The organism is Halogeometricum borinquense DSM 11551 (assembly GCF_000172995.2).
Lineage (GTDB): Archaea > Halobacteriota > Halobacteria > Halobacteriales > Haloferacaceae > Halogeometricum > Halogeometricum borinquense.
Window position 1 is genome coordinate 161,822 of the sequence record NC_014731.1, and the last position, 13,207, is coordinate 175,028.

10 protein-coding genes are annotated in these 13,207 nt (G+C 56.3%); 7 read left to right on the plus strand and 3 right to left on the minus strand.

Annotation, left to right across the window (positions count from 1 at the left end; all coding sequences use genetic code 11):
* Positions 1 to 141: 141 nt before the first annotated feature.
* The 6 genes from HBOR_RS16540 to HBOR_RS16565 all read left to right on the plus strand — a co-directional run bounded on the left by HBOR_RS16540 (position 142) and on the right by HBOR_RS16565 (position 8,773).
* Positions 142 to 1,293, plus strand: coding sequence for a multicopper oxidase domain-containing protein (locus HBOR_RS16540; protein ID WP_006054664.1), 1,152 nt, complete (start codon positions 142 to 144; stop codon positions 1,291 to 1,293).
* Positions 1,294 to 1,423: 130 nt separating this feature from the next.
* Positions 1,424 to 2,515 carry a halocyanin domain-containing protein gene (locus tag HBOR_RS16545; RefSeq protein ID WP_006054663.1) on the plus strand — a complete coding sequence of 364 codons (1,092 nt, stop codon included), beginning with the start codon at positions 1,424 to 1,426 and terminating at the stop codon, positions 2,513 to 2,515.
* Between the two features lie 138 nt (positions 2,516 to 2,653).
* Positions 2,654 to 3,892 (plus strand): ABC transporter substrate-binding protein, encoded by a 1,239-nt coding sequence (locus HBOR_RS16550; RefSeq protein ID WP_006054662.1) that lies wholly within the window; start codon positions 2,654 to 2,656, stop codon positions 3,890 to 3,892.
* 433 nt (positions 3,893 to 4,325) lie between these two features.
* On the plus strand, positions 4,326 to 5,957 hold the full coding sequence (locus tag HBOR_RS16555; RefSeq protein WP_006054661.1) for a SufS family cysteine desulfurase: 1,632 nt from the start codon (positions 4,326 to 4,328) through the stop codon (positions 5,955 to 5,957).
* 159 nt (positions 5,958 to 6,116) lie between these two features.
* Complete coding sequence (locus tag HBOR_RS16560) at positions 6,117 to 6,536, plus strand: VOC family protein (protein ID WP_006054660.1); 420 nt, start codon at positions 6,117 to 6,119, stop codon at positions 6,534 to 6,536.
* Between the two features lie 977 nt (positions 6,537 to 7,513).
* Positions 7,514 to 8,773 carry a Cdc6/Cdc18 family protein gene (locus tag HBOR_RS16565; RefSeq protein ID WP_006054659.1) on the plus strand — a complete coding sequence of 420 codons (1,260 nt, stop codon included), beginning with the start codon at positions 7,514 to 7,516 and terminating at the stop codon, positions 8,771 to 8,773.
* A gap of 248 nt (positions 8,774 to 9,021) precedes the next feature.
* Here HBOR_RS16565 and HBOR_RS16570 read toward each other — a convergent pair whose 3' ends face one another.
* Entirely contained in the window at positions 9,022 to 10,590 is a 1,569-nt protein-coding gene (locus HBOR_RS16570) for an ATP-binding protein (RefSeq protein WP_241432323.1), read from the minus strand.
* 246 nt (positions 10,591 to 10,836) lie between these two features.
* Between HBOR_RS16570 and HBOR_RS16575 the strand changes: the two genes are divergently transcribed.
* Positions 10,837 to 11,514, plus strand: a complete 678-nt coding sequence (locus HBOR_RS16575) for an IS6-like element ISHbo1 family transposase (RefSeq protein WP_013440732.1) — start codon at positions 10,837 to 10,839, stop codon at positions 11,512 to 11,514.
* Positions 11,515 to 11,767: 253 nt separating this feature from the next.
* Here the strand turns inward: HBOR_RS16575 and HBOR_RS16580 are convergent, their stop codons facing one another.
* The gene (locus HBOR_RS16580) at positions 11,768 to 12,238 is read right to left on the minus strand and encodes a hypothetical protein (protein ID WP_006054656.1); all 471 of its coding nucleotides are present in this window, start codon (positions 12,236 to 12,238) and stop codon (positions 11,768 to 11,770) included.
* Positions 12,235 to 13,035 (minus strand): ParA family protein, encoded by an 801-nt coding sequence (locus HBOR_RS16585; RefSeq protein WP_049890677.1) that lies wholly within the window; start codon positions 13,033 to 13,035, stop codon positions 12,235 to 12,237. Before HBOR_RS16585 ends, HBOR_RS16580 begins: the two co-directional genes overlap by 4 nt.
* Between the last annotated feature and the right edge of the window lie 172 nt (positions 13,036 to 13,207).

The following is a 13,207-nucleotide window of genomic DNA, read 5'->3' on the forward strand; positions in this document are numbered from 1 at the left end:
AGTCGGGTGCCAAGAAAAACGAACAGCGACCGGAGACAGCGAGATATATAAAGAGGGTCACGAACGTGTTCGCGCCGCTTTTCGGTCGGCAGGAACCGGCCTGACCCGCTATTTGTCGGGTCGTTTTATGCTCACCTGTTCATGAGAGATCGCATTGGTGCCCCCGGAACGGGCCTCTCCCGACGAGAGTTCCTCGCAGCGACCAGCGGCCTGGGCACGGCCGCACTCGCCGGATGCCAAGCCCCGACGAACCAAGCGAGCGCGAAGGCCGCTCGACCCTCGACGACAGCCAACGGCGGCGATAGCAGTCTTCCGACAACCAGTCCACCGGAGGTCGTCAACGTTGACGAACAGGGCGGGAAGGTGACGCTGAAGACCCAGCCAGCCGTTCACGAGGCGCATCCACTCGACTCGATGGGCGGCCCGGTAAAACTACCGCGCGTGTGGGCGTTCCAAGCCGACGACCGCGACCCCTCCGTTCCCGGCCCCATAATCCGAACCACCGAAGGCGAGGAGATGGAGGTAACGCTGGACAATACGGACGGGAAGCGGCCGCATACGGTACACTTCCACGGTGCCCGGAAGGCGTGGAAAGACGACGGTGTCCCGACGACGACCGGGATTACGGTCTCACCCGGCGAGAAGCATACGTACACGATTCCGGCGAACGTGCCGGGGACACACCTCTATCACTGCCACTTCCAGACGCATCGCCACATCGACATGGGGATGTACGGCATTTTCCGGGTCGATCCCAAGGGGTACGAACCAGCCGACAAGGAATACTTCATGACCGTCAAAGAGTGGGATTCACGTCTCAACCGTATGATGGCGGGCGAGGATGTGTCCTACTCGCCGCGGAACCGGACGCCGGACGTGTTCACAGTCAACGGAAAAGTTGCGCCGCGAACACTCCATCCAGAGGACGGGTCACCGCTTGTCGTCGAACACGGCGATTCAGTGCGAGTTCACTTCGTCAACGGCGGCTACATGAGCCATCCGTTGCACATCCACAACCACCGCTTCCAGCGCGTGGAGAAAGACGGTGGAACAGTTCCGGAGGCTGCCCGCCACGAGATGGACGTGACGAACGTCGCGCCTGCGGAGCGCCACACAGTCGAGTTCACCGCGGACGCCGATCCAGGGATCTACCTCATGCACTGCCACAAGGTCGAGCACGTGATGAACGGGAACTTCTACCCCGGCGGAATGCTCACCGGGGTCGTCTACAAGGAAGCGATGAACACGGACATCTTCGACCAACTGATGCAGTACGCGGGATACGAGCAGTAACCACGACGAGACAGAGCAGTAGCTACGACGTGACAGAGCAGTAGCTACGACGTGACAGAGCAGTAGCTACGACGTGACAGAGCAGTAGCTACGACGAGAAACGACACTAACGACGGCGAAATACAGAACGATGACATCCGCAAGCAATCTCAGCATCAGTCGGCGAACAGTACTGCGCGGTGCCGCAGGTGCGGTCACGGCAGGAGTAGCCGCGGGGACGGCGGGAACCGCAACCGCACAATCCGGGGAGCCAAATTACAGCGACTGGTTCAAAAACACCAGCAACTACGACAGCACCGTCGATAAAACGGGGAAAGACACCGTTACGATTACCGTCGGAGCAACGGGAAACGGCGGAAACTTCGCCTTCGGACCGGCTGCCGTTCGCGTTGATCCCGGGACAACCGTCGTCTGGAAGTGGAACGGCAAAGGCGGGTCCCACAACGTTGTCGCCAAAGACGGAAGTTTCAAAAGCGAGATGGTGGGCGAGACGGGTCATACCTTCGAGCAGACGTTCGAGAAAGAAGGGATCGTCAAGTACGCCTGTACACCGCACGAACCGATGGGGATGAAGGGAGCAGTAGTCGTTGGAAGTGCCGGTGACGGTGGGAACGATGGGAGCGAAAGCAGTGGAGATGATAGAAACGACGGAGATAGCGGAAACAGCGGAGACAGCGAAAACGACGGAGACGGAGCATCGGCAGAACAGGCCAGTGAACCCGAGTACGGCGACTGGTTTACCGACGTCTCGAACTTCGATGGGACAGTTGACCGAACCGGACAAAACGAGATAACAGTTACTGTCGGAGCAACGGGGAACGGCGGAAACTTCGCCTTCGGTCCGGCCGCTGTCCGTGTTGACCCCGGCACCACCGTCGTCTGGGAGTGGAACGGCAAGGGGGGAACGCACAACGTCGCGGCTAAAGAGGGTAGTTTCGAGAGCGAAATGGTGGGCGAGACGGGCCACACCTTCGAACACACATTCGAGAAGTCCGGAGTCCACCGGTACGTCTGTGCCCCACACAAGACGATGGGAATGAAAGGTGCAGTCGTCGTTGGTGATGGCGGCGGGGCGGGTTCAGGTTCGAGCAATAATGCAGAAAGCACCGTGGATGACACACTCACTATCGCTGGCGGGGTTGGTCTAGTCGGTGCGCTGTTAGCCATGTTTGCGTTTGGATCACGGAGCAAGGCGAATAACCGTCGGGAGACAGGTCGCTAACGGCTAAAAGAGGCAAATACGGGGAGTTGCAGCCGGTCACTGTCACCGGCCGCTTGGTCCAAGATTTACCCACAAGAGAAATTCTTGCTTCGCCCAGTTATCGGAGGAGTTATCATATTTTAGGCCAGCCAAAATCATATGGCGAAAGACGCGAACGAGACGGATGCACCGACGCGACGCGAGTACGTGAAGTATGGTGCGGTCCTCACGGGCGGGTTGCTTTCGGGATGTGCGGGTAACGCACCGACCGACTCCGAGTCAACGACGACGGAGACGAATACGGAGACAGCGAACCAGTCCGGCTCATCGGGCGATTCAGAGACTGAGACGGACGCAACTAACCCTTACACGGTGTCGATGGCACCGATGGGAGAAGTCGAGTTCGAACGCGTCCCCGAGAGCATATTCACGCGACTGACGCATCTCGCGGGGATGGCATTCGCACTCGGTCGCGGTGACGACGTCAACGCGATGCATGCGCCGGGATACTACGACGCGCTGTGGAACCAGTTTACGCCGCGTCTTCCCGGCGTCACACTCGACTGGAAGGGGCTGTACTCCTCGTGGGAGCCAAGCAAGGAGAAGCTCTACGAACTAGATAGCGATGTGCATCTCGCTGACCCGGCGGGAGTCTCCGCGCTCGACTCTTGGAATGCGGACGATGTCGAAGCGATTGGTGAGAATATCGCACCGTGGTTCGGAAACTACTACAGCGATAGACACGCCACGCCCCCAGAAGCGTGGACCGACGACTACCAGTACTACGATCTGTGGGAGATGTTCGAACGAGTCGCACAGGTATTCCGCGAAGAGGCCCGCTACGAGGCGCTCGCCGAGATCCACCGACGCTTGGTCGAGACCGTACAGGAGGAACTGCCACCGGTCGAAGCGCGACCGACTGCGGTATTGATCGGTCCGAGCGACCTCGAAAAGATCTACGCGTATAAACTGGACACGCCCGGATTCCTGACGGCACACACGCGCGCCGCGGGCGCAGTTGGCGCGTTCGGTGACGACGTGCAGTCCGGATCAACCGTAGATGCAGAGACATTGCTTGATGCTAACCCAGACGTGATCTTCGCACTCGGTGGGATGCATCCAAAAACCAGCATGGCGGATATCAGAGACGGACTCGGCGGAAACAACGTCACACGAGAGGTTGCTGCGGTAAAGAACGACCGAGTGTACGCACAAGGCGCACGGTACCAAGGCCCGATTCTCAACCTGTTCCAAATAGAGATGACGGCAAAGCAACTCTATCCCGACCAGTTCGGTGCGTGGCCGACGTACGCCGAGGGTCCGTACCCGGAGATACCCGAAGACGAACAACTGTTCGACCGCGAGCGCGTGGCATCCATTATTCGCGGCAACTTCTGAAAAGCCACGGTCGAAAAGCCACGGTCACGGTCCGCGATCACGGCATTCTGGCCGTGTTTGGTTCGTGTGCTGTGGACAAAGTTGTACGTGGGTAGTTGGAGTTAGTTGTACCGAGGTTGTTGAAGTTAGTTGTACGTGGGTAGTTGAAGTTAGTTGTACGTGGGTAGTTGAAGTTAGTTGTACGTGGGTAGTTGGAGTTAGTTGTACCGAGGTTGTTGAAGTTGGGTGTACGGAGATTGCTGGAGTTAGTTGTGTACTATTGGCGGTTGATTGCGTTCTGCGAACGCTGGAACGGATAGCGGCGTTCAAACGATTCACGAACGTGCCAGAGCAAATCGCGTTGGTTCTGACTCGTGTTAGAACTAGGAAAGTATTTCCGGAAATTCCCAAGACTATAGTGAAAATTTAAGTTGCTGTGCTGGTTGGGCGCAGTATGCACGAAGATATTGCCGCGATACGAGACGACTTTCCGATACTGAGTCGGTCAGTCGGTGACGAACAACTCGTCTACCTCGACAATGCCGCGACGACGCAGACCCCAGAGCAGGTTTACGACGTGTTTGAGGAGTTCTACGCCGGATACAACGCCAACGTTCACCGCGGAATCCACACGCTGAGTCACGAGGCGTCCGTCGCCTACGAAGAAGCCCACGATAGACTCGCCGAGTTCATCGGTGCGTCGGGCGGACGCGAGGAACTCATCTTCACGAAGAACACGACCGAGAGCATCAATCTCGTGGCGTACGGCGTCGGGTTGAACGAACTCGGCCCGGGCGATAACGTCGTCACGACGGAGATGGAGCATCACGCGTCATTAGTCACATGGCAACAAGTTGCAAAGCGAACTGGTGCCGACGTGCGGTTCATTCGCGTGGACGACGACGGGAAACTCGACTTGGAACACGCGGCGGAGCTGATAGACAACGATACGCAACTTATGTCAATTGTTCACGTTTCGAACGTCCTCGGAACGGTCAATCCCGTCGAGGAATTGACCGAGTTAGCCCACGAGCAGGACGCGCTCGTATTCATCGACGGCGCACAGGCGGTGCCGAACCGACGGGTCGATGTCGAGGAGATCGATGCCGATTTCTACGCCTTTTCGGGGCACAAGATGGCCGGACCGACCGGGGTCGGCTGTCTGTACGGCAAGCATCACCTCCTCGAATCCATGGAACCGTTTCTCTACGGTGGCGAGATGATTCGGCACGTCACCTACGAGGATTCGACGTGGAACCGGCCCCCGTGGAAGTTCGAGGCAGGTACGCCGCCCATCGCGGAGGGGATTGCCCTTGCTGCCGCTGCTGACTACCTCGATGACGTCGGGATGGACTTCGTCGAGGAGCGTGAAAACGAACTCGCACAGTACGCGCTCGAACGTCTCACCGAGCGTGACGACGTCGAAGTGTACGGCCCACCGCTTGGTGAAGCGCGGTCGGGGCTCGTCGCATTCAACCTCGACGGCGTCCACGGCCACGACCTCTCGGCGTTACTCGACGAACGCGGCATTGCCGTCCGCGCGGGCGACCACTGCACGCAACCCCTGCATGACAGGCTCGATATCCCTGGGTCCGTTCGTGCGTCGTTCTACGTCTACAACACCACCGACGAGATAGACCAGTTGCTTGACGCACTCGACGTTGCGCGGGACGAACTGGACTCGCACCTCGCCTCCGAGCAGTACCACGACTTGGTGTACGAACACTACCGTAACCCACAGAATACGGGCGGGCTCTCGAATCCGACGTTCACGAAGCACTCAGAAGAGACCTCCTGCGGTGACGACGGCGAGTTCCACGTCGATGTCGCCGAGGACGGAACCATCGAAAACATCGCGTTCGAAAGCGAGAGTTGTGCTGTCAGTAGCGCCGTTGCTAGCATGCTGAGCGAACGACTCGAAGGCATGTCGCTCGAGGAGGTCGCCGAACTCGATGGATTCGTAGACGAAGTCCTCGACGGAACGTATCCTGACATCCGCCGTGACTGCGTTGTCGGCCCCGAAGAAGTCATCTGCGAAGCGGCGCGTGAACAGATGGACGGATCAAACGGACGCGCAGTGTTGTAAGCCGGGTTCGGTACCGTAGTCGGCTCTTGTGCCGGATTCGGATCATCTCGTTTTCGTCCTTATTCTCCTCGTTCCCGGCGTGATCCTTCTCTTTCTGAACATATTGTGAGACGGTTCGATTCGGTGCCTATTCAGTCGTGAAGATAGTACCGGGATCCCATGGCAGAACTTCGCGCACATCATGTTGGAATCACGGTTTCAGACCTCGAAAACGCCGTCGAGTTCTATCAAGAGACGCTCGATCTCACGCTTCTGGACCGGTTCACCGTCTCCGGTGAGAATTTCTCAACTGCAGTCGGTGTCGATGGAGCGACCGGACAGTTCGCCCACCTCGAGGCTGATGGTGTCCGCGTCGAACTCATTGAATACGAACCCGAGGGTGCGAGTCGTGGAGAGGCGAGCATCAACCGTCCGGGGACGGCACACCTCGGACTCACTGTTGAAGATATTGACTCGTTCTACGAGTCGTTGCCAAACTCGGTGGAGTCGGTGAGCAGACCCCAGACGACGGACACTGGAAGTCGGATTTTGTTTGTCCGTGACCCAGAAGGGAACTTGATAGAACTGTTAGAGAAGTAACTAACAGGTGTGACTGAGGACTTGAGTGAACACCCACACCCCCGATTTCCGTCGTTCTGTACGAGGATAGACTGCCAGACGTAGCGGTGGGACAGGTTAAATGGTCGTTATGTTGGGGGCCCCCGTGTTTCCGTCGTTCTTGAGAAAGGAGATACTTGGAGACACACCCACCCCACGTTTCCGTCGTTTCTCATTACGAGGGGGGAGGGGTGTAACGGAGCTACAAGCTAGCTCCTTTCTTATAATTCAGCTAATGGGCTGTTTACCCATATTAGATATAAATCTTTCTATTATTGTGGTTGTTTGAAGTAGTCGTGCCGTCTGCAAGCACTATCTTCACCTTGATTCATGTTACCGTTTCTCAATTGCCACTTGTCTGATGCAGCTCTTCATGAACAGTTCCTCGTGGATCAGATTGGAGGTAACACTATCGCGGAAGAACGACGGAAACGTGGGGTGGGTGTGTTCAGGAGGTTCTCTATGTATCCCGAGTGTCTTGCCTTCTGATCAGCAAAGAACGACGGAAATGCGGGGTGGGTGGGTCGAATAAGACCGAGGACATCCACTACTCCGAGTTGAGAGTGTGGGAGGTTAGGTCGCGGGAGAAGTAGCGAATCGGAGAGAACGACGGAAATGTGGGGTGTCAGACGGGGGATTCGATTGGAAAACACTGTTGAGTGAATGGTACGGGTCTGATTGGAACGAGTGAGAAACATGAGTGAGAAACAGATGAGTCCGACTGAGAAATATCAATTCTACCTCAATAACTATCTCAATAATTTAGTTCCCTCCTCTTGTTACTCACAACGACGGAAACGTGGGGTGGGTGTGTTGAAACGTCGGAAATGCGGTTAACCTATCATTGAAAATGAGAAGCCTGAATACGGCACTTTGAGTGTTTTGAGATCGGATATAACGTCGGAAATCCGGGGGTGAATCGAAGGTGGTTTTAAGTTCTATGAGTCTCACCATCCCCTATGGACAAAGAGGGGTCACAGGACATCGCTGCGGAAATTTTCGCACAGGAGGACCCAATCTTCAGGAACAAGTCATTGGTGGAAGTTGAACACGTCCCGAGTCCGGAACGAATCGTCGGTCGTGACGACGAAATTCGTGCCCTTTCGACGGAACTCCGGTCGGCGGTCAACGGCGACTCTCCTGAGAACGTTATCCTGTACGGCGAGACGGGGACGGGAAAGAGCCTCGTCGCAAAACACGTGGCGAAGGCTGCCAAATCCAATGCCGGTGACGTTCGAATCGGAACTGTCTACGTGGACTGCTCGACTGACGATACCGAGACGCAGGCGATCTCGACTATTGCCCGAACGCTGAACGACGAATCAGAGACTGACATTCGCGTTCCCGAGACGGGCCTCGCAAAAGCGGCGTACTACACGCGACTCTACACCATTCTCGACAAACTGTACGATGTCGTCATCATCATCCTTGACGAGGCAGACATGCACCCCGACGACCAGATTCTCATGTCTCTCTCCCGGGCGGTCGAGACGGGGAAGACGGGCTGTCGAATCGGTCTCATTGCTATCAGCAACAAGGTTCGGTGGGCTGAGGATCTCAACGACCGAGTCAAATCGTCGCTACAACCGCGCGAACTCAACTTCCACTCCTACGACGCGAACCAACTCCGCGCGATACTAGGTCACCGGCGGGATGCATTCCGTGAGGGAGTTCTTTCGGACGATGTGATCCCACTCTGTGCCGCATATGCGGCCCAAGATCATGGCGACGCCCGTCAGGCTATCGACGTGCTTCGAAACGCGGGAATGCTTGCTCAGCGCGACGGATCGGATACAGTCACCCGCGATCACGTCGAGGATGCGAAGATGGAGGCCGAGAAAGATCGTTTCCGTGATCTCATCGGCGGGTTGACCGTCCAGAAAAAACTCGTCCTCTCGGCGGTAACTGCCCTACATAAGGGCACAGACGATGATGAATTCTCGATGGCACAGATAATCGAGACGTACACCAAACTCTGTGAGGCGACCGGAACTTCTACCCGGTCGGATCGTCGCGTTCGAGACTTCGTGCGACGACTCGCCTTCCTCGATATCCTCGAACTCCGTAAGCAGAATCTCGGACGGGCGGGCGGTATCACCATCTATGCCCGTCTCCAACCTGACCACGACTTGGATATCGTCCACCAGACAGCGATGGATGACGATCAGTTCGTGGTGGGCGAAGCCGAGTCCGAAAACGCGTCGCTCGATTCGTTCTGATACGCCCCACTTGCCCGCAATTCTGACACGTCTCACCTGCCCGCAACCTTTACTCCCCCTCACCCCACCCCACTCCACCCCACCCCACGTTTCCGTCGTTTCTCCCTCTCTGTCTTTTTCCTCTCTGCTGTTTTTCCTAGCAAAACTTTCTTTCCTAGTTTTGCTAGTTTCACTATTGGTCCCAGAATTGCCGGTTCCGATTCACCGTTCAGTAGAATCTTTAGTAGGAAGGCGGCCGATACAGCCGTTCACAGCGACATCTGGGGATGTCTGTCGAACTCGTCGGAGTCAGTATCGCTGTTTGTGTTGTTTTGGTTCTCCGGTTTCTCTCCGGTTCGGTCGCTGTACGAGTCCGTCGCTTCGATAGCGGAGCGGAGGTGGCGAGCGGCGATTGGCTGTCGAGTTCCCGTATCGTACGTTTCCTCGATAGCTCGCCTCGCCGCCTCGTTCGCAATCGACTCGATGTCGCTTGCACTGAAACCGTCGGTCAATGTGGCGAACTCGCCTAGATCGCCCTCATCGATGTCAGTTGGTCGTTCTTGGAGGTGATGTAACAGCATCGACAACCTCGATTCGGCGTTCGGAAGCGGGACGGCTATCCACTCGTCGAAGCGACCTGTCCGGGTGAGTGCCTCGTCTAACTCGTCGAGTTTGTTCGTTGCGCCGATGACGACAACATCGTCTGCTTCCAGTTCGGCCAACTCCATCAGGAGTTGGTTCTGCATCTGCCGTTCGCTCTGCGTGTTGTGCGTCGCACTTCGGTCGGTTCCGAGAGCGTCGAGTTCATCGATAAAGACGATGCTCGGCTGGTGTTTTCGAGCGACCTCGAACACTTTGGCGACGTTGTCCGCACTCTTGCCGACGAACTTGCTCGTCACGTTTGCCGGGGTGATTCGAAGGAACGGCCTGCCAAGTTCGCCAGCGAGAGCGCGACTGACGTACGTTTTCCCCGTTCCCGGCGGACCGTGAAGCAGGATTCCGTTGATGGTTCCAAGACCGTATTCTTCGAACAGGTCTGGGTCCCGAAGCGGGTTCAACACCGTCTGCTGGAGTCGATCTTTCACCTCATGCATCGCGGCCACGTCGTCGAACGTAATGTCGGGTTCGCACAACCACTGTTCGGCGTCAGAACTCGTCTGGTCGTCTCCGCCCGCCGGCCTGACTGCCTCGGACATCTCGTCGCTCACGTCGTCCGGTGTGGTCGGTTGTTTTTGATCTCCCCGTTGGAATCGGACGACTGCACGAACTTGTTTCGGCGTGATGTTGGCAAGGACCGTCGCATCTGCATGGGAGGCCCAGTCGAATTCGGCTTTGAGAGCGTCTCGGAGTTCGATATGGAACCCGTCCGGAAGTGACTGGACGAATCGACCGTTCCGACCAATGGGTGTTTGAGCGCGATCCCAGTCCCAGTACCGGTGTTCGGCCGCTCCTCGGGCCGCATTGTTAACAAACTCGACGGCGTCGGCGGCGTGTGCGCGAAGTCTCGCCGGGCTACACTGTGCCGCCGCTTCGGAGGTGATCTCTTCGGCGCGCGTCTCGCACGCTTCGGCGAACTCCTCTATCTGTTCCGTGCCGAGAACTCGTTCGAAGTGGAGTGTCGCGGCGACATTCGCGGCAACCATCTGTCCGTCACGGACCAGAAACCCAGCGCTGGTGACGTACTCTCGCACCTGTTCGTCATCGGTTGTTCGGTCCCACGCGTACTGGATCCGCCCGAGAGTCCGAAGTGGTCGCGCGTCTTCGAGGCGGTAGCCCTGTCTTACGGACCCGTCCGCGCAGAGATACGCCACGTCGTCTGTGTGCCCCCCTACTATCACGCCTACCTGTTCGATGACCCTCGTTAAAAAGCCGATTCTTCGTTCTCACTGTTGATACTACTTCTGAGGTGGTCTGGTCGCTTTTTGAGCATCTCTTAAATTTGCTACCTTTGTTCTCTTTGCTATCTTTGCTAGCAAAACCAGAAAATATAGTTTTTCTATATTGGCTCTATTGGATCGCCAATCCGGCACTGTCTAGTTAAGCCAGTTTGAGGAACGAGCAGGTCGTTGAGTTAGTTGGTCAAGATGCTCGCAGACCTGCTCAGCGAGTGCTTTGAGACGGATTATGAAGAAACTTGGGAGCGTGAGCGGACGGCGACACCCGTCAGGGTGTTCGCCGTCCAGCTCCACGCGACCGGGTGTTCGCTTAGAGAGACAAAAGAAATTCTTCGAATACTCGGCGTTGAACGCTCTCATCAAGCTGTTTGGCAGTGGGTACATCGACTGGCTGACAGCGGTCACAACCCGCCTGAGGCAACGCCGAAGCGGGTTGCGGTTGATGAGACCGCTGTCAAAATCAACGGTGAGTGGTCTTGGTTGTACGCCGCAATAGACATCGAGACGAAGCTGATTCTCGATGTCGAGTTGTTTGGACGGCATGGTACCGATCCGGCTGCTGCGTTTCTCCATCGACTTTCCGAGAAACATGATCTCTCAGATGCTGTGTTTCTGGTTGATGGCTATGGCTATCAGACTGCCCTCTCTCGATTAGGATTGAGCGGTCGGCTTGACTACGTCGAGCGAAACCTCATCGAAAAATGGTTTCATACCCTCAAAATGCGAGTCGACCGCTTCCATAATTCGTGGGTGGGCAGTCACGGAAGCGTCCGCGAGTGGTTCATACAATTTGCGCAATACTATAACTTTCAACGACCGCATCAATCGCTCAACGGACGTACGCCGGTTGAGGAGGTCACTAACTAGACAGTGCCGCCAATCCGTTATTGTTCTCTTGGTTATCTCTGTTGTGCTATCTGTCTTTTCTACCTCGGCTATCTCTTCTGTCTCGTTCGTCACTGACCGCCGTACTATCTTGCTATTCAATCCTGTTGCTGACGATCAAACCGGGAACTTCTCGTATGCCTGATCAAGACCGCAGAAGCTTCCAAACTCGTTTTGCTAGCTTTGCTGGATTTTCTAGCTTTGCTGGGACTCTAGGGTTTCCGATTTTTGTAGCTTATTGGTTTTCGTTGAGGCGGGCGCGAACGTCTTCCGGATCGAGTTCTTCGATGGCTTCCAGTCCCAGTGAGACGACGAGTGGGTAGAAGTGCCGGTTCTTCTCGAATCCTTCCTGATACTCGTACTCGTACTCGGCTTTCAGCATCGAGTACGCCCGATCTAAGTCCCGACGAACCGAGTGTGGGAGGTACATATACGTCGGCTTTTGCACATCTTTGACGGATTCCTTCGGTTCGTCGGTCTCGTCCGTCGCTTCAGTCTCTTTTTTCTCTGCCGTTTCTTCTGTCTTTGCTGTCTCGTCCAGTTTTGCTGTCTCTGCTGCCTCTGCTGTCTTTGCTGATTCTCCCGTTTTGTCCGTCTCTTCGCTCTTATCCGTCTCTTCTGTCTCGTTGCTCTCGTCCGTCCGGGCTCGATCCCGAGCGCGTTGCCGTCGTCGCCGGAGTCGGTCTGCACGGTCTTCTCCGCTCATGCTTCGACCTCCACCGCCTCCAGATCGAACTGCTCGTCGAGGCCGGCGGCAATATCGCGGAACACCTCGCACATGTCACATTCGGGATTGAATTCGAGAAGCGACACGCCTGCATCCAGTGCTTTCTGTACATCTGCCCGTTCGCGTATCTGCCATACCGGCACGTCGTCGAATGCGGCGTTTATCCAATCGACCATCTCGCGGGCTTGCTTTTTCCGAACGTCGATGCGGTTGATGACGACGCCTCGGTCCTTGATCTCTATCTCGTAGTCGTACTCCAACGCGTCTACGTGGTCGAACAGCAGTTCGAACGCACGCTTCGACGTGGATTCTGCGAGGGCGGGGATGAGGACGTTCTGGGTGGCAAAGAGGGCGTTATCCATCAGATTACCGAGATTCGGCGGGCAATCCACGATGACATAGTCGTAGTCGTCTTCGAGTTCTCGGAGGACCAACGACAGTTGTTCGCCGCTCCGACGCGAGAGCGTCAGTTCCGGTTCAGCGGCGGTCATGTCGATGTTCGAGGGGATAACGTCCATCTCCTCGTGTTCTCGAACTATCTCGGTCACTGACTCTCGCATCTCTGGGTCCGTGAGGCAGTCGAACAACGTCGGCGGTTCGTCGTCGTAGGCCTCCATCAGCCCGAGATTTTCCGTCGCGTTCCCCTGGGGGTCCAAATCAACGAACAAAACGTCGTGTCCTCGTTCGTTTATCGCACCTGCGACGTTGATGGCGATTGTCGTCTTCCCGACGCCGCCCTTCTGGTTCGAGATACAGAGTTTTGCTGGACCGGTCATACTGCACGGCTTGTCCATCAAAACTTATACTTTCCGACAAAGTTGTTTTTGCCAGTTTTGCTGTCTTGTCTTCGTTGTAACCGAGCAAATAGATCAGTCATACCCTCGATCTGAGGATATTGCTGTCCGAACGGCATCCGTCGCTAACCGCAGCGATTCATGGCTCACGCAC

What these genes read in the sequence shown, in the direction of transcription:
- HBOR_RS16540 (WP_006054664.1), top strand. Translation starts at nt 142, where the DNA reads ATGAGAGATCGCATTGGTGCCCCCGGAACGGGCCTCTCCCGACGAGAG.
- HBOR_RS16545 (WP_006054663.1), top strand. Translation starts at nt 1,424, where the DNA reads ATGACATCCGCAAGCAATCTCAGCATCAGTCGGCGAACAGTACTGCGC.
- HBOR_RS16550 (WP_006054662.1), top strand. Translation starts at nt 2,654, where the DNA reads ATGGCGAAAGACGCGAACGAGACGGATGCACCGACGCGACGCGAGTAC.
- HBOR_RS16555 (WP_006054661.1), top strand. Translation starts at nt 4,326, where the DNA reads ATGCACGAAGATATTGCCGCGATACGAGACGACTTTCCGATACTGAGT.
- HBOR_RS16560 (WP_006054660.1), top strand. Translation starts at nt 6,117, where the DNA reads ATGGCAGAACTTCGCGCACATCATGTTGGAATCACGGTTTCAGACCTC.
- HBOR_RS16565 (WP_006054659.1), top strand. Translation starts at nt 7,514, where the DNA reads ATGGACAAAGAGGGGTCACAGGACATCGCTGCGGAAATTTTCGCACAG.
- HBOR_RS16575 (WP_013440732.1), top strand. Translation starts at nt 10,837, where the DNA reads ATGCTCGCAGACCTGCTCAGCGAGTGCTTTGAGACGGATTATGAAGAA.
- HBOR_RS16580 (WP_006054656.1), bottom strand. Translation starts at nt 12,238, where the DNA reads ATGAGCGGAGAAGACCGTGCAGACCGACTCCGGCGACGACGGCAACGC.
- HBOR_RS16585 (WP_049890677.1), bottom strand. Translation starts at nt 13,035, where the DNA reads ATGACCGGTCCAGCAAAACTCTGTATCTCGAACCAGAAGGGCGGCGTC.